Source organism: Agrobacterium tumefaciens str. B6, assembly GCF_001541315.1.
Lineage (GTDB): Bacteria > Pseudomonadota > Alphaproteobacteria > Rhizobiales > Rhizobiaceae > Agrobacterium > Agrobacterium radiobacter.
This window is the reverse complement of sequence record NZ_LMVK01000050.1, coordinates 145,530-165,967: the sequence shown is the minus strand read 5'-3', so window position 1 is coordinate 165,967 and position 20,438 is coordinate 145,530. Positions and strand designations below refer to the sequence as shown.

The following is a 20,438-nucleotide window of genomic DNA, read 5'->3' as shown; positions in this document are numbered from 1 at the left end:
TCGCACCCGCGCGACGCCCTTGGCCTTGGGGAGGATCAGAGGCCCATGGAAACGAGCTTGTCGATGCTTTCCCTGTCGATCTTCAAAAGCTGGTCGACGACGATGGTGTTACCTTCAGGATTGATGGTGCCGAGACCTTCGATATTGTCGCCGGCCTTCGGTGTCTCGCCCTTGGCGATACGGTCGGCGAGCGTGATGAAGACTTCACCGGCCTGTTTCGGGTTCCACATGAAGCCACCCGTCAGCGCGCCTGACTTGATCAGCTTTGCGCCCTGCCCTGGCGAGAACGGGCCGATGACGAAGACCTTACCATCCTTGCGCCGCTCTTCGACGGCGCGTCCGGCACCGATCGGCCCCTGCGAACCGAAGGCGAGGAAGCCCTTGAGATCGGCATTGGCCGACATCAGGTCAAGCGCCGTCGAGCGGCTCTTGTCGAGGTCTTCAGCGACACCGTAACGATCGCCGACCAGCTTCATGTCGGGATAATTGGCCTTGATATAGGCGATGGCGGCATCAGCCCAGGCGTTATGGAGCGGAACCGTGAGCGAACCGACGAAAACGGCATAGGAGCCCTTGCCACCCATCTTTTCCGCCAGAAGCTTGCCATGCGCTTCACCGAAGCCCTTGGCGGAGGCGAGCTCGAAATCCCAGTCGGCGCCGAGCTGCTTGGGCGATTCATGGGTGATGACCTTGATGCCGGCGGCCTGGGCTTTTTTCAGCACCGGCTCCAGCACTTTTGCATCATTGGGCACCACGCCGATGACATCGACCTTCTGGGCGATCAGGTCTTCAATGGCGCGGACCTGCAGGGCCGGGTCGGCGCTGGTCGGGCCGACCATGAAACCATCAACGCCGAGCTTCTTGCTCTGTTCCTTGATACCGGCCTCCATGGCGTTGAACCACGGAATGCCACCGATCTTGACCACGACGCCAACCTTCGGCCCTTCGGCAAAGGCGGCGGATGAGAGCAGTGCGAGCGACAGACCGACCGCTGCAGCAATAATTTTCTTCATGATGTTCCTCCTCAAAAAATCGGCAAACGAAACCCGCCGCAGCCATTTTTCATCTGGCGCGTTCAAAATTTCTCATCTCGCTTATTCGAGACTCTCCCTTGCCACTCCCACAGCAACCATCTTGCACAATCGATATTGCTAAATTGCACAATCGATGGTGCAATAACCATATCATGAAGCTCCCTTCCGTCAAGGGGACGCCTGCTCTAATAATCGGAATCAGTTGGGGAGATCACAGTGACGGGCATAAGTTCCAAGAAAGCCACCATTTATGACTTGTCTATATTGTCGGGCGCATCAGCCTCGACGGTGAGCGCCGTGTTGAACGGATCATGGCGCAAGCGACGGATTTCCGAGGAGACTGCCGACAAGATTCTCTCGCTTGCCAAGGCGCATCGCTATACCACCAACCTGCAGGCCCGCGGTTTGAGGAGCTCGAAATCCGGTCTCGTCGGGCTTCTGGTGCCGGTTTATGACAACCGGTTCTTTTCCTCTATGGCGCAAACCTTCGAGGGGCAGGCGCGCAAACGCGGCCTGTCGCCCATGGTCGTCTCCGGCCGGCGCGATCCCGAGGAAGAACGTCGCACCGTGGAGACCCTGATCGCCTATTCGATCGATGCGCTCTTCATTGCCGGTGTGACCGATCCCGACGGCGTGCACCAGGTCTGCGCCCGCGCGGCGCTGCCGCATGTCAACATCGATCTTCCCGGCAAGTTTGCGTCCTCGGTCATTTCCGACAACAGGCGCGGCGCGGAAATACTGACATCGGCAATCCTTGCCCATGCGGCAAAAGGCGGGCCTCTCGGTCCTGATGACGTCATCCTGTTCGGTGGTCACGACGACCACGCCAGCCGCGCCCGTATCGACGGCTTCCACGCTGCAAAGGCCGCCTATTTCGGGGCTGAGGGCGGAGACGATATCGAGATTACCGGCTATTCGCCCCGCATGACGGAACTGGCTTTCGAAGGTTTCTTCGAGCGCAGGGGCCGCCTGCCCCGCTGTTTCTTCGTCAACTCATCGATAAATTTCGAAGGGCTGCTTCGTTTCATGGGGCGTCATGACGGTGAGACCTTCGGCGACATCGTGGTCGGCTGCTTCGACTACGACCCGTTCGCATCGTTCCTTCCTTTCCCTGTCTATATGATCAAGCCCGATATCGCGCAGATGCTCGAAAAGGGTTTCGAACTGCTGGAAGAGAACCGGAGCGAACCCGAGGTCATCATTATCGAACCGCAGCTCATTCCCCCGCGAACCGCTCTGGAAGGCCCGCTCGACGATATATGGGACCCGGTCGCATTACGCCGCATGGGCAGATGAACGCGCGAAATACCGCTTGACCTCAACTGCGCTTGAGGTCGTACCGATTGCATGGTGCTTCACCATTGCAACGGGATAACGATGATAGAAAAACTCATGAAGGTGCTGGAAGACGGACGGGACAGTCCGCTGCTGCGCTTTTCAATCGCGAGGACTCTGGCGGCCGCAGGGCAATTCGAAGATGCTGCACATCATCTGCAGGAGGCTATCCGGCAGGACCCAGACTATTCGGCGGTCTGGGCCGAACTCGGCGAATGCCGCGCACGGTTGGGAGATGACGATGGCGCCATTGCGGCGTGGGTGGAAGGCATGTCGGTGGCCCTCAGGCGTGGCGACATTCAGGCCAAAAGGCAGATGGAGGTCCGGCTGCGACGTTTACGGTCACGCGCCCTGAAGGGCGTCAGGTGATGAGACGGGCATCACGGGCGCAACTCGGCCGCGTCGCTGCCAGCGCAATCGAGCCCATGCGCTAAAAAATCGCCGGAAGGTTAGCCAGATTTCATAAAACCGGCTATGATCGCCGGAAAAATCACGGGAGGCGGCTGTCGAGGGCCGGTGATTTATGGGTTTTTCTGATCACATCAAGGAAATCGAGCACGTCGGACAGGGCAGGAATACCGGCCGCGATGCGGTGGTGCTTGAATCCTGGCGACGTTGTCTCGATACCTATCAGCTTGATCCGGCCAAGGCCCGCGAAGCCGTCATCGTTTCCGAAACATGCCTGCGCGAGCATCGCCAGCGGGCTGAAGACCTCGTCCACATCGCCCGTTCCGGCCTGGAAAGGCTGTATCGGCAGGTGGCCGAGCAGAATTACGTTCTTCTTCTGTCGGATCAGCAGGGGGTGACGGTCGAGTTTCTGGGCGACCCGTCATTCAACAACAATCTGCGCAAGGCCGGGCTTTACCTGGGCTCTGAATGGTCGGAACCGCGCGCAGGCACTTGCGCCGTCGGCGCCTGCATCGCCACCGGCGACGCGCTGACGATCCACCAGACCGATCATTTTGATGTGACACATACGCCGCTTTCCTGCACCGCCGCCCCGATCTACGATACCCAGGGCGCACTCACCGCCGTACTCGATATTTCACTCCTGAGTTCCCCCATCCTCAAGACGAGCCAGAACATGGCGCGCCATCTGGTTTCATCGACCGTGCGAAGGATCGAACTGGCAAATCTGATGGCCAGCAGCCGTCATGATCTCGTGCTGCGCTTTGCGGGCGCGCCCGAATTTCTGGATGTCGACCCCGAAGCGGCCCTGTCCGTCGATAGCTCCGGCCGGATAACGGGCATGACGCACGCCGCCGCCCGCCTTCTCGCCGCATCGCGCGGGCTTGACTGGCGCATGCCGGAGCGCCTCCTCGGAGAGCGGGTGGAGGAGTTTTTCGAGGCCGGCTTTGACGAGCTCGCCTCCCTCACCCGGTCAAGCCTGCCGCAGGAGAGGCGCATCGTCGTGAAGGACGGCACGGTGCTTTATGCGCACGCGATCGAACCGCAGCAGCGCCGGTCGACCGTGCCGGTTGCCCATCCAAAATCCCAGCCGGTCATGGAAGAGATCGGCGGCGATGGGCCGGCGGTTCGAAACCTCAGGCGCAAGGTGGAAAAACTGGCGCCTGCGAAACTGCCGATCCTGCTGCAGGGCCAGACCGGAACCGGCAAGGAACATCTCGCCCGCATCATTCATGACGCCAGCGGCGTTTCCGGCCGCTTCGTCGCCGTCAATTGCGCCGCCATTCCCGAACAGCTGATCGAGAGCGAATTGTTCGGTTATCTGCCGGGAGCCTTCACGGGTGCGCTGGCGAAAGGACGCAAGGGGCTCGTGGAAGAGGCACAGGGTGGAACGCTTTTCCTCGACGAGATCGGCGACATGCCGTTTGCGGCACAAAGCCGCCTTTTGCGGGTGCTGGCTGAAGGCGAGGTTCTGCCCGTCGGTGGCTCCACCCCACAGAAGGTGGATTTCAGGGTGATTTCCGCATCGCACCGCCCGTTGAGCGACATGGTACGGACAGGTGATTTCCGCGAAGATCTCTACTACCGCCTGAATGCGGCCGTGCTGACCTTGCCGGCGCTTTGCGAGCGCGACGACTTCCCCTGGCTCCTCGATAGGCTTCTGAAAAAACATGGGCTGCCGGCTCGTCCTCTGACGTTCTCCAACGCAGCCCGGATGTTGATCCTTGGCCATTCCTGGCCCGGTAATATCCGCGAGCTGGACAATGCGATAGCCTTCGCCGCCGCCCTTTGCGATGACGGGGTGATTACGGCGGAAGACCTTCCCGATCATCTGGTCTCCGCAACGTCAGCCCCCATGATCGACAGTCGCGGTGCCGATCTTGGCGCGCTTCTGGCGGCCTGCAACGGCAATGTGTCGGAGGCCGCGCGCCGGCTCGGCATTGATCGCACGACGATGCACCGGCGAATGCGACGCCTCGGCATCGGAAAACCTCACTAACAGGTGAGGCATATGCCACGGCTGTTGCGCCACAGCTGTGGCGTCATACAAAACCGGCATTCTGGTAAAACCCCGCAATTTCAGGCTTTCAGCACGGCAAACCGTGCTGGCACAGGCATTGCACCTTCTCCGGCATCAGGAGCCATCGAGGAGAAAACATGCGCGCGCTCAGATTTCATGCAGCCAGGGACCTGCGGATCGAAGACATTCCCGAGCCGAAACGGCCGGGGCCGGGACAGGTTCTCGTCCGCAACCGGTTCGTCGGCATCTGCGGCACCGATCTGCATGAATATAGTTACGGTCCGATCTTCATCCCCACCGAACCGCACCCTTTTACCGGCGCCCATGGCCCGCAAATTCTCGGTCACGAATTCGGCGGTGTCGTGGAGGCCATCGGCGAAGGCGTCACCTCGGTCGGCGTCGGTGATCGTGTCTCGATCCAGCCGCTCATCATGCCGCGATCCGGTGACTATTTCGCCGACCGTGGCCTCTTTCATCTCAGCACGCAGCTGGCGCTGGTCGGTCTCAGCTGGGAAGGCGGCGGCATGGCGCAGGCAGCACTCGTCAACGAATATAACGTCCAGAAGATTCCCGACGAGATGAGCGATGAAGAGGCCGCACTCGTGGAACCCTCGGCCGTTGCCGTTTATGCCTGCGATCGCGGTGGCGTCACCGCCGGCAACAGCGTTCTGGTCACGGGCGCCGGCCCGATCGGCATGCTCACGCTTCTGGCCGCGCGTGCGGCCGGCGCTGCCCAGCTCTTCGTGTCCGATCTCAATGATGCCCGCCTTGAGCTTGCCCGCAGCATCGTCCCCGACGTCATCACTATCAACCCGAAGCGCGACAATGTCGGTGATGTCGTGCGCGCGGCAACGGAAGGCAAGGTCGGCTGCGATGTCGCCATTGAATGCGTAGGCAATGAACATGCGCTCAAGGCTTGCGTCGATGCGGTGCGCAAACAGGGCGTCGTCGTACAGACCGGCCTGCATCCGCATGAAAACCCGATCGACTGGTTCCAGGTGACATTCCGCGACCTGGAGATCAAGGGCTCATGGGCCTATCCGACCCATTATTGGCCCCGCGTCATCCGGCTCATCGCCTCCGGCCTGCTGCCGGCGACGAAGATCGTTACCAAGCGGATCACGCTCGATACGGCCGTGTCTGAGGGCTTCGATGCCCTGCTCGATCCCGCCGGCACCCATCTGAAGATCCTGATCAATCTTTCGAAATAGGCTTTCCGCCTCCGCATGCCGGGAAGAGGAGCCCGGTATGCGGGAGCCGTTGGCTTTCGGGGCGGCGACTTCGCCGCTCCACCATCAGACTAAGCACCATGGAGGAGATGAATATGCTTGATGTCAGTCCCGCCACCAAAATCGACACGGTTCTCTCCAAGCTCGGCAATGCGCTGGAAAATGGAGACATAGACGCCGCCGTCAACCTGTTTCAGGCCGATTGTTACTGGCGCGACCTCGTGACCTTCACCTGGAACCTGAAGACACTGGAAGGCCATGAGCAGATCCGCGACATGCTGACGAGCCAGCTTTCCGCCATCAAACCCTCGGGCTTGGTGCAGGATGCGAAGGAGCAGGCTTCGGAAGGCGATGGCGTCACCGAAGGCTGGTTCGAGTTCGAGACCGGTGTCGCCCGCGGTTACGGCCACATCCGCCTGAAGGACGGGCTGATCTGGACCCTGCTCACCACCATGAGCGAACTGAAGGGCCATGAGGAACCGAAGGGTATCCGCCGACCGATGGGCGCGGAGCACGGCCACGACCGCAACCGCCGGACCTGGAAGGAAAAACGCGAGGCCGAAGCCGCCGAACTCGGCTATTCGGAGCAGCCCTATGTCGTCATCATCGGTGGCGGACAGGGCGGCATTGCACTTGGCGCGCGTCTTCGCCAGCTTGGTGTGCCGGCGATCATCATCGAAAAGAATGAGCGGCCCGGCGACAGCTGGCGCAAGCGCTACAAGTCGCTCTGCCTGCATGACCCCGTCTGGTACGATCACCTGCCCTACATTCCCTTCCCGGAAAACTGGCCCGTCTTCACGCCGAAGGACAAGGTGGGTGACTGGCTGGAAATGTACACCAAGGTCATGGAGCTGAATTATTGGGGCTCCACCACCTGTAAGTCGGCACAATATGACGAGGTGACGGGTGAGTGGACCGTGATTGTCGACCGCGCCGGCAAGGAGGTCGTACTGCGGCCGGAACAGCTGGTGCTGGCGACCGGCATGTCGGGCAAGGCGAATATCCCGAAATTCCCTGGACAGGATGTCTTCAAGGGCGAGCAGCAGCATTCCTCGCAGCATCCGGGTCCGGACGCCTATGCCGGCAGAAAGGTCGTGGTGATCGGCTCCAACAACTCGGCGCATGATATCTGCGCAGCGCTCTGGGAGGCCGGCGCCGACGTTACCATGCTGCAGCGGTCCTCCACCCATATCGTCAAATCCGACTCGCTGATGGATATCGGTCTCGGCGACCTCTATTCCGAGCGGGCGGTGGCAAACGGCATGACCACGCGCAAGGCCGATCTCATCTTCGCCTCCCTGCCCTACAGGATCATGCACGAGTTTCAGGTTCCGGTTTACGACCGCATTCGCGAACAGGACGCCGATTTTTATGCGGCACTGGAGAAAGCGGGCTTCATGCTCGATTTCGGTGACGACGAGTCCGGCCTCTTCATGAAATATCTGCGGCGCGGATCGGGTTATTACATCGATGTCGGGGCCTGCGACCTCGTGATCGACGGCTCGATCAAGCTCAAATCCGGTGTCGACGTCTCGCACCTGACGGAGAATGCCGTGGTGCTGAAGGATGACACGAAACTGCCTGCCGATCTGGTGGTCTATGCGACCGGCTATGGTTCGATGAATGGCTGGGCGGCCGATCTCATTTCACGTGAGGTGGCGGACAAGGTGGGCAAATGCTGGGGCCTCGGTTCCGACACCACCAAGGATCCCGGCCCATGGGAAGGCGAACAGCGCAACATGTGGAAGCCGACACAACAGCAGGCGCTGTGGTTCCACGGCGGCAACCTGCATCAATCGCGGCACTATTCGCAATATCTGTCGCTGCAGCTGAAGGCGAGACAGGCGGGCCTGAAAACACCCGTTTACGGCCTTCAGAAGCCACATCATCTGTCCTGACCCGGAGGGAGTTCCGGCCCGTCTCGATGAGGCGGGCCGGGCATTTTACGACTGGGACTTATCGGATTGCCAGAACCGGTAAAGCTCCGCGACATCGCCGCTGGTCATGAGCGGCATTGCCGCCTTCAGCTGCTCCGCCGGCCAATCCCACCATTTCATCTCGAGCAGCAGGGCGATGCTGTCATCATCGAACCGCTTGCGGATCGTCTTTGCGGGATTGCCGCCGACGATGGCATAGGGTTCGACATTCTTCGTCACCAGCGCCCGCGTTCCGATCACCGCGCCATCACCAACCGTGATGCCGGGCATGACGATCGCTTCCGAGCCTATCCAGACATCGTTGCCGATGACGGTATCGCCCGCCGGCAGATAACCATTCCCGGCATTCTCGAATTCCGGCACCTCGGGCATGAAGAAAAACGGGAAGGTGCTGATCCACTCGTTGCGATGGCCCTGATTGCCCGCCATGATGAAGGCGGCACCTGAACCGATCGAGCAGAAGCTTCCGATCACCAGCCTGTCCGCGCCTTCATCCGACAACAGATAACGGGCGCAATCCTCAAAGCTGTGGCCGTGATAATAACCGGAATAATAGCTGTATTTCCCGACCACGAGGTTCGGGTTCTTGACCTGCTTGTCAAGCGTGATGCCCCGGAACGGGCTTTCGAAGTAATTTTCCATTGGAGTAATCTCACTGCATATCTTCGCATTCGCTTGCCTCAAGGCAAGCAGACACCGGGCGCCAAGCCTGTCGGCTTTTCGCTCGATGCTCCTCACGCAACGGCGGGAGCTAGATGCAGGTGATACTCGAGGCTCTTATCATGCAGTCTGGTTACCGCAAAAATCGGCGAAGGCCAAGCCGTGACATGTTTGAAGCCTGCAATGGCCGAAATCCCGGCGGCACATAAAGCAACAGCGGGGATTTGTCCCCGCTGCTGTCGTTGGTTCGGCATTTTCACTGCATCGCCGGCGCGGGCGTCCTTGGCCCGCACACCGCAATGGTCTCGGCCTCAGTAGTGGACCGACTGGGAATCGATCGGCGTTACCTTCGGCGGGGCGAACTTCGTCAGGTCGATCCCTTCGACGGCAGAACGATACTCCTCGATGCTCGGCGTGCGGCCGAGGATGGCCGAGAGCACGACAACCGGAGTGGAGGCCAGCAGCGATTCACCCTTCTTTTCGGCGCTGTCTTCAACAACACGGCCCTGGAAGAGACGAGTGGACGTTGCCAGAACCGTATCGCCCTTTGCCGCCTTTTCCTGATTGCCCATGCAAAGGTTGCAGCCCGGACGCTCGAGATACAGGATGTTTTCGTATTCGGTGCGGTTGGACGTCTTCGGATTGACGTCATCGAACTCGAAGCCGGAATATTTCTGCAGGATTTCCCAATCCCCTTCCGCCTTCAGCTCATCAATGATGTTGTAGGTCGGCGCGGCGACGACGAGCGGCGCCTTGAACTCGACCTTGCCTTCGGTCTTTTCGATGTTCCGCAGCATCTGCGCGACGATCTTCACGTCACCCTTATGCACCATGCACGAGCCTACGAAGCCGAGATCGACTTTCTTGGCCGCACCGTAATAGGATACCGGGCGAATTGTGTCGTGCGTGTAGCGTCTGGAGACATCGTTGTTGTTGACGTCAGGGTCGGCGATCATCGGTTCGTTGATGACATCGAGATCCACGACGACTTCCGCGAAATATTTCGCGTTGGCGTCCGGTTTCAGAGCTGACTTTTCACCTGAACGGATTTCCGCAATGCGTTGATCTGCCTTGTCAATCAGGCCCTTCAGCGTCTGCGCGGCATTGTCCATGCCCTTGTCGATCATGATCTGGATGCGCGACTTGGCGATTTCCAGCGACTCGATCAGCGTCTCGTCTTCGGAAATGCAGATCGACGCCTTGGCCTTCATTTCGGCCGTCCAGTCGGTGAAGGTGAAGGCCTGGTCTGCCAGAAGCGTGCCAATGTGGACTTCGATGATACGGCCCTGGAAGACGTTGTCGCCGTGCTGCTGGAGCATCTGCGCCTGCGTGGCGTGCACCACGTCGCGGAAGTCCATATAGGGCTGCATCGTACCCTTGAAGGTGACCTTGACCGACTGCGGGACCGGCATGGTCGCCTCGCCCGTTGCCAGCGCCAGTGCGACGGTGCCGGAGTCAGCGCCGAAGGCGACGCCCTTGGACATGCGGGTGTGGCTGTCGCCGCCGATGATGATGGCCCAGTCGTCCACGGTGATGTCGTTCAGCACCTTGTGGATCACGTCCGTCATCGAATGATAGACGCCCTTCGGGTCGCGCGCGGTGATGACGCCGAAATTATGCATGAAGGACATGAGTTTCGGAATATTTGCCTGCGCCTTCTTGTCCCAGACGGAGGCGGTATGGCAGCCCGACTGATAGGCGCCATCCACCAGCGGCGAAATGACGGTGGCCGCCATCGCTTCCAGTTCCTGCGCGGTCATCAGACCAGTCGTATCCTGCGAGCCGACGATATTGACCTTGACGCGAACGTCGGAGCCGGCATGCAGCACCTTGCCGGGGGTTACACCGACGGCATTGCGGTTGAAAATCTTCTCGACGGCGGTCAGGCCCTGTCCTTCGATGGAGATTTCCTTGTTGGGCGCGAACACAGGTGTCGCATCGACGCCGAGCGTTTCAGCGGCGAATGTCTGGAGCTTCTTGCCGAAGACGATGGCGTAGGAGCTGCCGGCCTTCATGAACTCCATCTTCTGGGGGGTGAAGGAAGATGCGAGATCGACAAGCTCGGTGCCGTTTTCATCCCGCAGCTTGCGGTTCTTGGCGTCGATCTTGAGGACCGTGCCGGTTTCGACCGAATATTTCTGCTCGAGGATCGGATTACCGTCATTGTTGAGGATCGGCTTGCCGTCTTCGCCGAGCTTCTTCACCCAGTTCTTGAGGTTGATGCCGATCCCGCCAGTCACGTCGACAGTGGTGGCGAAAATCGGCGAAATGCCGTTGGTGCCGGCGACGATGGGGGCGTAGTTGACAAAGGGCACATAGGGGCTGGCCTGCTTGCCGGTCCACAGCGCCACGTTGTTGACGCCGGACATGCGCGACGAACCGACGCCCATCGTGCCCTTTTCGGCAATCATCATCACCCGCTTGTCCGGATGCTGCTGCTGCAGCGCGACGATTTCCGCCTGCGCTGCCGGCGAGATCATACACTGGCCGTGCAGCTGGCGGTCCGAGCGCGAATGCGCCTGGTTGCCGGGAGACAGAAGGTCGGTAGAAATATCGCCTTCGGCGGCGATGAAGGTGACGATCTTGATCTCGTCTTCAACGTCGGGAAGCTTGGTGAAGAATTCGGCCTTGGCGTAGCTTTCCAGCACGGCCTTGGCGATGGCACTGCCTGCCTTGTAGGCGTCGCGCAGGCGGAACATGTCGGCATCGTAAAGAAAGACCTGCGTCTTCAGCACTTCGCCGGCTTGGGCGGCAATCGCAGCGTTGTTACCGAGCGCGATATCGAGCAGCACCCTGATCGACGGGCCGCCCTTCATGTGCGACAGCAGTTCCAGCGCGAAGGAAGGTGTGATTTCCGGCACGATCGCTTCGCCGAGAATGATCTGCTTGAGGAAGTCAGCCTTAACGCCAGCGGCGCTCGTGGTGCCCGGCAGGGTGTTGTAGATGAAGAATTTCAGGGCATCGGCGCGGTGCTCGCTGCCGGCATCCTTGATCAGTTCGATAATCTCGGCCGTCAGTGCACCGTCGTCAATCGGCTTGGGCGCGAGACCCTGTGGTTCTCTGCTTTTGATTTCAGCCAGGTAATCCAAGTAAAGGTTCATCGCAATCCCAACGTCAAGATGTCTATGGAGCCGGTACAGAACGCCACTGAACGGTACTGTTAATCGGCCCGGGTTTCTATTGTTTCGAGTACGCCAACCGGGGCCGGCTGACAAGATGTCGCATTCCAGTAAAGAACTCGTAGACGGCATTTAGCGTCGATCCTGCGACAGGGATCACGTCGCGCCACTACACCTTTGATTGTGGCATGCCCTGCATTTCAGCCAGTAGTTTTTCAGATGATCGCATTAAGGATTTATTAACCAAATCAGTACGAGTATTAGATTATTCTAATTACCCGTTATTGGCGTAATTCCATGTTGCGCACCGAAAAATAAGCAGCGCAACAGCTTGGGGAGGCAGCATGAAGTTTGCAGCATCAGGCTATCTATTATCATTTGCGGCACTGGTTCTCGCACCGCCATCTGGTATCGCGCAGGTCGCCTCGACGAATTTCACGGTGCAGATCACCATTCAGGCGGCATGCCAGATCAATTCCGCCGGCAATCTCAATTTTGGCACCAATGGCGTAATCGGCAGCAATATCGATGCGACCAGCGATGTTATCGTGCAATGCACGGCAAGCACGCCCTTCAGCCTGGGCCTCAGCGCCGGCGCGGGCTCGGGGGCGACGGTCGCCAACCGTCTGATGACATCGCCCGCCGGCGCGACCATTTCCTACTCGCTTTATACGACTGCGGCACATAGCACGGTGTGGGGGAACACCGTGGGAACGGACCGGCAAACGGGAACGGGAACCGGGGCACCGCAGACCTTCACTGTCTATGGGCGCGTACCTGCCCAGACGACACCCGCGGTCGGCGTCTACACCGATACGGTGACGGCCACGCTCAACTACTGATCGCCATAGGGAGGATCGCGCATGCGTCTTTTTACCTTAGCGGCTGCGTTTTTTGCCGGTTTGAGTGTTTCACCGTCACAGGCTGCCTCGCTACGGGTCGCACCCGTTCTTCTGGATCTTAAAGCGCCCACGGCGGCCTCCAGCCTTCGCATCTGGAACGATGCGAAAACCCCGATCAACGTGCAGGTGCGTATATTCCGCTGGACCCAGCAGAACGGGCAGGACGTCTATACGGCGGCGCGGGCTGGCGCCGCCAGCCCGCCGATGACGCAGCTGAAGGGAGGCGCGGAAAACCTTATCCGCATCGTCCGGCTTTCCAAGGCGCCCCTGCGGGCCGAAGAGAGTTACCGCGTCATCGTCGATGAGTTGCCGCCGGCGGGAAGACCACAATCCGGCACGGTCAACCTTGTGGTGCGCCACTCCATCCCCGTTTTCTTCTCGCCCGCTTCCACAGGTGATGCGGAACCGACCTGGAAGATAACGCCGCAGGGCAATGGCTACAGGGTCTCGGTGTCCAATACGGGCGAGAGGCGGATAAGGATCGCCAACCTGATGCTTTCCGGCGGCAACGGTCAGGCGATTGCCCGGCAGCAGGGGCTGGTGGGGTATGTGCTTGGCAAATCCGCCGCAAGCTTTGTGGTTCCGGCAAAAGGCGGCAAAAAAGGCGGCGGCACGCTGAAGATTTCGGCAGACAGCGAAGGCGGCCCCGTCAATGCGACGGCGCGCGTCTCGGGCGGCTGACCTTGCCGTTTTGACGATTGCCGCTCTGACGGTCATTTCATCGGGCAGTTTCTCCGTGGCGCAGGATATACCCCCTGCGGCGCAACCAGCCTCTTTTGCCGCAAAAGAAGCGGGACAGTTTCAGCTCGAAGTCTACATCAACGATGTCTCGACAGAACTGATCGCCACATTTCGTCAAAACGACGCCGGATCGTTTCTCATCGAGCCGGAGCAGCTGAACAATATCGGGATATCTCCGGTTGAAAGCGCAGTCGGCGATGATGGCTGGATCGACATTTCCCGACTGCCAGACGTGGTGGCGCGTTACGATGAAGGCACCCAGTCCATGCATTTCACCCTGCCGATGGCGGCGCGGGCAAACAGGGTGATCGACGCCTCCGGCAAGAATGCGCCGCAAGAGGATGACGAAACGCAGGAAAAGGCCGCGAGCGATTTTGGAGGTGTGGTGAATTACACGATCTATGGTTCCTCCGGCGGCAACAAATGGTCTGACATCGCCGATTTCAACGGTGTCTCGGCTCTCCTGGAAAGCAGGGTCTTCGGTCCGCTCGGCGTGCTGTCCTCGTCACAGGTTCTGAGCACATCGCGCCTGTCGGAGTTCGACACCCAGCGCCTCGATACCACCTGGAGCTATTCGGACGAGGAAACACTGACGAGCTACCGGGCCGGCGATCTCATCACCGGCGGGCTGAGCTGGACACGCCCGACGCGGCTGGGCGGCCTGCAGATCCGCCGCAATTTCGACCTGCGGCCGGATATCGTTACCATGCCGATGCCGGAATTTGCCGGTTCGGCAGCCGTGCCCTCCACCGTCGATGTCTATGTCAACAATATCCGCCGCCTGTCGCAGGATGTTCCCGAAGGCCCCTTCTCCATCACCAATCTTCCCGTCATCAGCGGCGCGGGCAATGCGAGGCTGGTGGTGCGGGATGCGCTGGGCCGCGAAACCGTATCCGAAACGCCGTTTTATGCTTCACCGGACCTGCTCGCGAAAGGCCTCGTCGATTTCTCGGGGGAGCTCGGTTTTGCCCGGCGCAATTACGGAACCTCTTCTTTCGATTACGACGAAAAACTGCTCGGATCGGCGACGGTGCGTTACGGCCTGTCGGACCACCTGACGCTCGAGGGCCATGCGGAAGGCGGCGAGGATTTTTACAATATCGGCCTTGGCGGCGTCTTCACACTTGGGGCCCATGGGCTGGCGGCGCTTTCCGGCGCGTCGAGCCGTTTTGGCGAGGAAAGCGGCTACCAGCTCTCCGCAAGCGTCGAAGCCGAATTGCTCGGGTTAAAATTTCACGCCCGGTCGCAACGGGCATTCGGCGACTATCACGACATGGCGTCGGTCTCCGCCGACAGCTCGACACTCAGGACGATATCCGGTCTGCTGAGCGCGCGGCCACCGCGTGCCGTGGATCAGATTTCCGTTTCCACACAGCTTGCTTTCGATGAAACGAGCCTGAACTTTTCCTATACGCAGGTGGAAACCTTCGATGAGAGGAAATCCCGGCTGCTCGGCCTCTCCGCCATGCGGCCGTTCGGCGAGAACGGCAATATCTTCATCACCGCCTATAAGGATCTTGAGGACAGCCAATCCTACGGCGTCTTCGCGGGCCTGTCCTGGTCATTCGGCGGCGGCGTCTCCGGCTCAGCCGGCATGTCCTCGGATGCGGATGGATATTCGCTGACGGCCGAGGTCGGAAAATCCGAAGAGCAGGCCGAGGGAAGTTATGGCTGGCGCCTGCGCGGCTCGACAGGTGGCAATGATATCGCATCCGTTTCCGGCAGTTACCGCGGCAGCGCCGCACGCGTTTCGGCCGGCGTCGACCAATTCAACCGCACGACACAGGCCTATGCGCAGATCGAAGGATCGATAGCGCTCGCCGGCGGCGATGTCTTTGTCGGCAACCGCATCGATGATGCTTTCGCCGTGGTGGATGCGGGCGCACCCGGTGTCGATATCCTGCTGGAAAACCGGCCCATCGGCCAGACGAACCGCCGCGGCAAGATATTGCTTCCGAACCTGCGTTCCTATGACGTCAACAACATCACGCTCGACCCCAGCAATCTCCCGGTCGACGCCCGCATCGACCGCACGAAACAGACCGTGACACCAACGGAGCGGGCGGGAGCAGTGGTCAATTTCAAGGTGGAAACCGAGGGTCAGGTGGCGCTGGTGACGCTGAAAGACGAGAGCGGCCAATTCATCGAAACCGGATCAACAGGCAAAATCGACGGCAAGCGCGATTTCATCGTCGGTTATGACGGGCAGGCCTATCTCGACAATATCAGCGACACGCATCGCCTCCGCATCATGCAGCCGACGAAAGGCGAGTGCGAGGCGCAGATCACCGTCCCTTCTGCCGGCGAGACGCGCGCAACTCTCGAAACCCTATGCAGGAGCATCCAATGAAGGTCCTGACCCGCGCCGGCCTTGTCATCGCCGCGTTCCTCTCCGCTTCACCGGTTCTGGCGCAAAGCTGCACCTTTAGCATGTCGGATATGAATTTCGGCTTCGTCAATCTCGCAGGCGGCAGCGCCGCGGACACGACGGCAACATTGTCAGTCACCTGTTCCAACCCGTTGTCGCTGGCGCTTTCCATCCGCATCTGCCCCAACATCAATGCCGGAAGCGGCGGGCAGTCGGGCGGTATCCGCCGGATGCTTCAGGGCAGCAACATCCTCAATTACCAGCTTTACCAGAACGCGGCGCGCACGACTTCCTGGGGATCGGTCACGCAGCCGGCGCTCGGATCCCCTCCGCCGATCGATATGGCGCTACCGCTCCTGATCAACACCACAAGCCGCACGGTCTATGGCAGGGTCAACGCCGGCCAGGCCTCGGCGGCGCGCGGCCTTTATCTCTCCAGCTTTGCCGGCGCAGAGACCAGTTTCACCTATACAAGCTATACCCTGTTCGCACCGAGCTGCTCCTCCGTGAACCAGAACCCCACGCAGGTGCCGTTCAACGTAACGGCTGCGGTTGCTCCGACCTGCATCATTTCGGCCGAAAACATCAATTTCGGCAGCCACGGCGTGCTCAACACGGCAGTCGATGCGACAGGCGCAATCAATCTGACCTGCACCACCAGTCTGAACTACAGCGTGGCGCTCAATGGCGGGCTGAGCAACAGCCCCCCGGCCGCACGCCAGATGGTGCAGGCGGCCGGATCGATAACCTACGGTCTCTACCGCGACGTGAACCGCACGAATGTCTGGGGAAGTGCCGCCGGGCAGATAGCCACCGGCACCGGCACCGGCAGCCTGCAGACATTGACCGTCTACGGCCGCGTACCGGCGCAGAACACGCCGGCGCCGGGAAACTACTCTGATACGGTTGTTGTGACGGTGAACTACTGAGGGCCCGAACGCACCTCCGACTTTCCAAGTTCCAGCCGCCGATCGATGCCGATGCCGGCGAGGAACGCCTCATCATGGCTGACGACCAGCAAGGCGCCGTCATAGGCCCGAAGGCCAGCCTCCACGGCGGCGATGGAATCGATATCGAGATGGTTCGTCGGCTCATCAAGGATCAGCAATTGTGGAGGCTGCGGGCCTCCCAGAACACAGGCAAGACCTGCCCTGAGCATCTGCCCGCCCGAGAGTATTGCAACGATCTGCAGAGCGGCATCGGCACGAAACATGAAGCGCGCAAGCGCGGAGCGGCAGGCATTTTCCCCGGCCTGCGGGTTGAGTCTAAGGAAGTTGTCGCGGATGGACAGGTTCGCATCGAGCAGGCTGACCTGCTGGTCGAGAAACACGGACTTCACCCCGACATGCATCGTCCCTTCGAATGGCGGTAAATCCCCCGTGATCACCGAAAGCAGCGTCGTTTTTCCCGATCCGTTCGGACCGGTCACGGCAACGCGTTGCGGCCCGGTGATCTCGAAGGACAGGTCGCGAAGCACGGGTTGGTCGGCCCGATACCCCGCCGTCAGGTTCTGCAGGCTGAGCGCGGTTTTTGTCGCGTGCAGCCCGCTGGGCGGCAATGTGACACTGACGCCCTGCAGGATTTCGATCCGCTCACGCGCCGTCTTCAGGTCTTCCGTCGCCTCGGCCGTCAGGCGGCTGGCCAGATTGGCGTTGTCGCCGCTCGTCTTTTCAGCACGCCTTTTCATCGCGCCGACAAGGATGCGGGGCATGTCGCCCCTCGCCGCTTTTGCGGCACCCCTGCCGTCACGGCGGGCCTTGCGCTCCAGCGCCTCCTGTGACCGGCGCCTGACCTCGGACAGACGTTTTTCCGCCGTCGCGAAATCCTGTTCGGCAGCGGCCAGCTCCAGCGCTTTTTGTGCGCGGTAGTGGCTCCAGTTGCCGCCGTAACGGGTTGCCCCGAGCGTGGTCATTTCGACGATGGCATCGAGGGTTTCGAGAAGTTCCCGATCATGGCTGACGACGATCGCTCCCCCACGCCACGCCGCCAGAAAATCGGCGACGAAAATGCGCCCCTCCCGGTCGAGATTATTTGTGGGTTCGTCGAGGATCAGGAAATCGGGGGCGGCGTGGATTTGTGCCGCAAGTGCGGCCCGCGTGCGCTGCCCGCCGGACAGCGCCGAAAGCGGTGTGGAGGGTAAGGCGTCCAGCCCGACCTGCGCCAGCGCCTCGGCAATTTTGTCCTCCAGCATCCAGTCGATATCTTCAAGCTCTTCGAGAGTGGCCGTTCCCGCCTGCGCACGGGCAAGGACCTCAAGCGCATCGCGCGCGCCAAACAGGTCGGCGATGGTCTCGTCGGACGCCACCTGCACGCTCTGGCGCAGAAGATTGACGCTGCCCGAGATGGAAACCGTGCCCGCGGATGGCGACCGTTCCCCCGCAATCAGTTTCAGAAGCGTCGTCTTGCCGACGCCGTTGCGCCCGACAAGGCCGGTGCGTTCCGGTCCGAAACGAAGATTGATGTTGGAAAAGAGCGGATGACCGTCAGGTGTTGACCACGAGAGGTCCGAGAGAGTGATGGAATGCGGCATGGATATGGGTTCCCCTGATGACAAGGCGTTGCGGCTTTGTGATCGGGTTGAAATCCATGGTTCACCGTCCTGTTGGTGTTGCGCAGAACACGCCCTTACGCCAAAAAAGCGGCGTGTTCGTGGCGCGGGTTCAGTGTTCGGGAAGGGAACGCCGGGGGAAACCCCGGCGTTTCGTTTTTTCAGGCCACCAGGCCCTTGGTCAGCTCCAGCGCCTGTCGTTCGAACAGCCGGCGATAGATGCCGTCATGGAGGCGGATCAGCGCCGGGTGGTCTCCCTCTTCGACAATCTTGCCCTTGTCGAAGACCAGCAGCCGGTCCAGCGCCCTGACCGTGGAAAGCCGGTGCGCGATGACCAGCGTGGTGCGGCCGACCATCAGCCGTTCCATTGCCTGCTGGATCTGCACTTCGCTTTCACTGTCGAGACTGGAAGTCGCCTCGTCCAGTATCAGCACCGGCGCATCCGCGAGGAAAGCACGGGCAATGGCCACACGCTGACGCTCGCCGCCGGACAGCTTGACACCACGCTCGCCCACCATCGTCTCATAACCCTTGGGAAGGGACATGATGAAATCATGGGCGCTCGCCTGTTTCGCCGCCTGCTCGATCTGACGCCGCGTGGCGTCCGGCCGGCCATAGGCGATGTTTTCCGCCAGCGTGCGGTGGAACAGGATGGGCTCCTGCTGCACGATGGCGATCTGGCCGCGCAGGCTCGATTGCGTGATCCCGGCGATATTCTGGCCGTCGATGCGGATCGCGCCCGACTTGACGTCGTAAAGCCGCTGTATGAGCTTGACGAAGGTTGTCTTGCCCGAACCGGAATGGCCAACCAGGCCCACACGTTCACCCGCCTTGATGGTGACCGAAAAGTCATCGTAAAGCGGTGTGGTATGCGCGCCATACTGGAAGGTGACGTGATCGAAGACGATCTCGCCCTTTCCGATCTTGATCGGTCCGGCGTCCGGCCTGTCTTCGATGCCGAGCGGCATCTTGTCCAGCAGCACCAGCTCTTCCATGTCGTTGACGGCACGTTGCAGGTTGCGGATATCCTGCCCCACATCGCGCAGGTAACCCTGCAGCACGAAGAACATCGCCAGCACGAAGGTGATGTCGCCCGGTGTCGCCAGCCCCTGTCGCCACATGATGAGGCCGGTGCCGAGAATGCCGGCCTGCATGGAGACCATCATGAAGCTCTGGATCGTGCCGTTCAGCGTGCCGCGCTTCCATGTCCTGCGCGTGCGGTTGTCCCACTTCACCAGCACATGGCCCAGCCGCGTTTCTTCGCGGGTCTCGGCGCCGAAGGCCTTGACCACCGAATTGCAGCTGATGGCATCCGCCAGCGCGCCGCCAAGCCGGGTATCCCAGGCATTGGCGAGCCTTGCCGCCGGCGAGACATAACCCATCGAAAGCCCCACCGTGACGCCGACATAGATCAGAGAGCCGAGACCGACGATCAGGCCCATGACCGGCCAGTAGCTGCCGAGCACGATGGTCGCGCCTACCAGCATGACGATGGAAGGCAAAAGCGCGACGAGCAGCAGGTCATTAAGCGAATCCAGCGCCCACATGCCACGTGTGATCTTGCGCACCGTGGAACCGGCAAAGCTGTTGGCATGCCAGTCGGTGGAGAAACGCTGGACCTTGTGGAAGCCGTTATGGGTGACATCCGCCATGGTCTTCAGGGTGAGCCTGATGATGCCATTGAAGATGAACCAGCGCAGCACCACGCTCACCAGCCCAAGCGACACAACGATTACGAAGGCGCGCAACGCCCCATCGCCCCCATCGCCCCCATCGCCCCCATTGCCAGCGCCGTTACCGCCGGCAATGGCATCGACGATCTGGCCGGAAAAGACCGGCACCATCACTTCGGCCAGCGTGCTGGCAATCACCAGCACGATGATGAAACCCACCAGCGCCGGCCGATTGCGCCAATGGTTGAAAACAAAGCCGAGCACATTGCGATATGCATCAGCGCGGAAATCGAGCTTCTTGCGTGACATTTAAACCAGCCCGGCGCGACGGATTCGGCAACCGGTCCTCAAAATGGAAGTTGGATGGCACAGCCCGGGCGGGAGACAAAATGATCCCGTCAGATCAATCGGGCTATGAAGGAAAACAGAACCGCATGTCGGGCGCGCTCAGGGCGGGCCGCGAA

General features: G+C 60.5%; 14 protein-coding genes. 9 read left to right on the top strand and 5 right to left on the bottom strand.

The genetic code is table 11. The features are described 5' to 3' along the window. Positions 1-35: 35 nt before the first annotated feature. Entirely contained in the window at positions 36-1,013 is a 978-nt protein-coding gene (locus ASB65_RS24575) for a substrate-binding domain-containing protein (RefSeq protein ID WP_060725714.1), read from the bottom strand. Between the two features lie 237 nt (positions 1,014-1,250). Between ASB65_RS24575 and ASB65_RS24570 the strand changes: the two genes are divergently transcribed. The 5 genes from ASB65_RS24570 to ASB65_RS24550 all read left to right on the top strand — a co-directional run bounded on the left by ASB65_RS24570 (position 1,251) and on the right by ASB65_RS24550 (position 7,924). Then, positions 1,251-2,330 carry a LacI family DNA-binding transcriptional regulator gene (locus ASB65_RS24570; RefSeq protein WP_060725648.1) on the top strand — a complete coding sequence of 360 codons (1,080 nt, stop codon included), beginning with the start codon at positions 1,251-1,253 and terminating at the stop codon, positions 2,328-2,330. 81 nt (positions 2,331-2,411) lie between these two features. Then, on the top strand, positions 2,412-2,738 hold the full coding sequence (locus ASB65_RS24565; RefSeq protein ID WP_060725647.1) for a tetratricopeptide repeat protein: 327 nt from the start codon (positions 2,412-2,414) through the stop codon (positions 2,736-2,738). A gap of 154 nt (positions 2,739-2,892) precedes the next feature. Then, positions 2,893-4,776, top strand: coding sequence for a sigma-54-dependent Fis family transcriptional regulator (locus ASB65_RS24560; RefSeq protein WP_060725646.1), 1,884 nt, complete (start codon positions 2,893-2,895; stop codon positions 4,774-4,776). A 158-nt stretch (positions 4,777-4,934) separates the two neighbouring features. Beyond that, positions 4,935-6,008 (top strand): 2,3-butanediol dehydrogenase, encoded by a 1,074-nt coding sequence (locus ASB65_RS24555; RefSeq protein ID WP_060725645.1) that lies wholly within the window; start codon positions 4,935-4,937, stop codon positions 6,006-6,008. A gap of 113 nt (positions 6,009-6,121) precedes the next feature. Beyond that, positions 6,122-7,924 (top strand): NAD(P)/FAD-dependent oxidoreductase, encoded by a 1,803-nt coding sequence (locus tag ASB65_RS24550; protein WP_060725713.1) that lies wholly within the window; start codon positions 6,122-6,124, stop codon positions 7,922-7,924. A gap of 45 nt (positions 7,925-7,969) precedes the next feature. Here ASB65_RS24550 and catB read toward each other — a convergent pair whose 3' ends face one another. Both catB and ASB65_RS24540 read right to left on the bottom strand, forming a co-directional pair. Beyond that, positions 7,970-8,605 carry a type B chloramphenicol O-acetyltransferase gene (catB, locus tag ASB65_RS24545; protein ID WP_060725644.1) on the bottom strand — a complete coding sequence of 212 codons (636 nt, stop codon included), beginning with the start codon at positions 8,603-8,605 and terminating at the stop codon, positions 7,970-7,972. Positions 8,606-8,934: 329 nt separating this feature from the next. Next, entirely contained in the window at positions 8,935-11,724 is a 2,790-nt protein-coding gene (locus ASB65_RS24540; protein ID WP_060725643.1) for a bifunctional aconitate hydratase 2/2-methylisocitrate dehydratase, read from the bottom strand. A 362-nt stretch (positions 11,725-12,086) separates the two neighbouring features. On the opposite strand from ASB65_RS24540, the gene ASB65_RS24535 reads away from it, so the two are divergent. Genes ASB65_RS24535 through ASB65_RS24520 form a run of 4 tightly spaced genes read left to right on the top strand, consistent with a single transcriptional unit; the run spans position 12,087 to position 16,682 of the window. Continuing rightward, positions 12,087-12,584 (top strand): spore coat U domain-containing protein, encoded by a 498-nt coding sequence (locus tag ASB65_RS24535; protein WP_060725642.1) that lies wholly within the window; start codon positions 12,087-12,089, stop codon positions 12,582-12,584. Positions 12,585-12,605: 21 nt separating this feature from the next. Further along, positions 12,606-13,325, top strand: coding sequence for a molecular chaperone (locus ASB65_RS24530; RefSeq protein WP_060725641.1), 720 nt, complete (start codon positions 12,606-12,608; stop codon positions 13,323-13,325). After that, positions 13,297-15,735, top strand: a complete 2,439-nt coding sequence (locus ASB65_RS24525) for a fimbria/pilus outer membrane usher protein (protein ID WP_060725640.1) — start codon at positions 13,297-13,299, stop codon at positions 15,733-15,735. Before ASB65_RS24530 ends, ASB65_RS24525 begins: the two co-directional genes overlap by 29 nt. Continuing rightward, the gene (locus ASB65_RS24520; protein ID WP_060725639.1) at positions 15,732-16,682 is read left to right on the top strand and encodes a spore coat U domain-containing protein; all 951 of its coding nucleotides are present in this window, start codon (positions 15,732-15,734) and stop codon (positions 16,680-16,682) included. The genes ASB65_RS24525 and ASB65_RS24520 overlap by 4 nt, the downstream gene beginning before the upstream one ends. Here the strand turns inward: ASB65_RS24520 and ASB65_RS24515 are convergent. Then, a complete protein-coding gene (locus ASB65_RS24515; protein ID WP_060725638.1) occupies positions 16,676-18,283 on the bottom strand; it encodes an ABC-F family ATP-binding cassette domain-containing protein in 1,608 nt (535 codons plus the stop codon). The two genes, ASB65_RS24520 and ASB65_RS24515, sit on opposite strands and share 7 nt — an antisense overlap. A gap of 179 nt (positions 18,284-18,462) precedes the next feature. Continuing rightward, positions 18,463-20,283: an ABC transporter ATP-binding protein gene (locus ASB65_RS24510; RefSeq protein WP_060725637.1), complete on the bottom strand. Its 1,821-nt coding sequence runs from the start codon at positions 20,281-20,283 to the stop codon at positions 18,463-18,465. Between the last annotated feature and the right edge of the window lie 155 nt (positions 20,284-20,438).

Excerpts from the sequence above, each read along its gene's own strand:
- ASB65_RS24575 (WP_060725714.1), bottom strand. The coding sequence starts at position 1,013 with ATGAAGAAAATTATTGCTGCAGCGGTCGGTCTGTCGCTCGCACTGCTC.
- ASB65_RS24565 (WP_060725647.1), top strand. The coding sequence starts at position 2,412 with ATGATAGAAAAACTCATGAAGGTGCTGGAAGACGGACGGGACAGTCCG.
- ASB65_RS24560 (WP_060725646.1), top strand. The coding sequence starts at position 2,893 with ATGGGTTTTTCTGATCACATCAAGGAAATCGAGCACGTCGGACAGGGC.
- ASB65_RS24555 (WP_060725645.1), top strand. The coding sequence starts at position 4,935 with ATGCGCGCGCTCAGATTTCATGCAGCCAGGGACCTGCGGATCGAAGAC.
- ASB65_RS24550 (WP_060725713.1), top strand. The coding sequence starts at position 6,122 with ATGCTTGATGTCAGTCCCGCCACCAAAATCGACACGGTTCTCTCCAAG.
- catB (WP_060725644.1), bottom strand. The coding sequence starts at position 8,605 with ATGGAAAATTACTTCGAAAGCCCGTTCCGGGGCATCACGCTTGACAAG.
- ASB65_RS24540 (WP_060725643.1), bottom strand. The coding sequence starts at position 11,724 with ATGAACCTTTACTTGGATTACCTGGCTGAAATCAAAAGCAGAGAACCA.
- ASB65_RS24535 (WP_060725642.1), top strand. The coding sequence starts at position 12,087 with ATGAAGTTTGCAGCATCAGGCTATCTATTATCATTTGCGGCACTGGTT.
- ASB65_RS24530 (WP_060725641.1), top strand. The coding sequence starts at position 12,606 with ATGCGTCTTTTTACCTTAGCGGCTGCGTTTTTTGCCGGTTTGAGTGTT.
- ASB65_RS24525 (WP_060725640.1), top strand. The coding sequence starts at position 13,297 with ATGCGACGGCGCGCGTCTCGGGCGGCTGACCTTGCCGTTTTGACGATT.
- ASB65_RS24520 (WP_060725639.1), top strand. The coding sequence starts at position 15,732 with ATGAAGGTCCTGACCCGCGCCGGCCTTGTCATCGCCGCGTTCCTCTCC.
- ASB65_RS24515 (WP_060725638.1), bottom strand. The coding sequence starts at position 18,283 with ATGCCGCATTCCATCACTCTCTCGGACCTCTCGTGGTCAACACCTGAC.
- ASB65_RS24510 (WP_060725637.1), bottom strand. The coding sequence starts at position 20,283 with ATGTCACGCAAGAAGCTCGATTTCCGCGCTGATGCATATCGCAATGTG.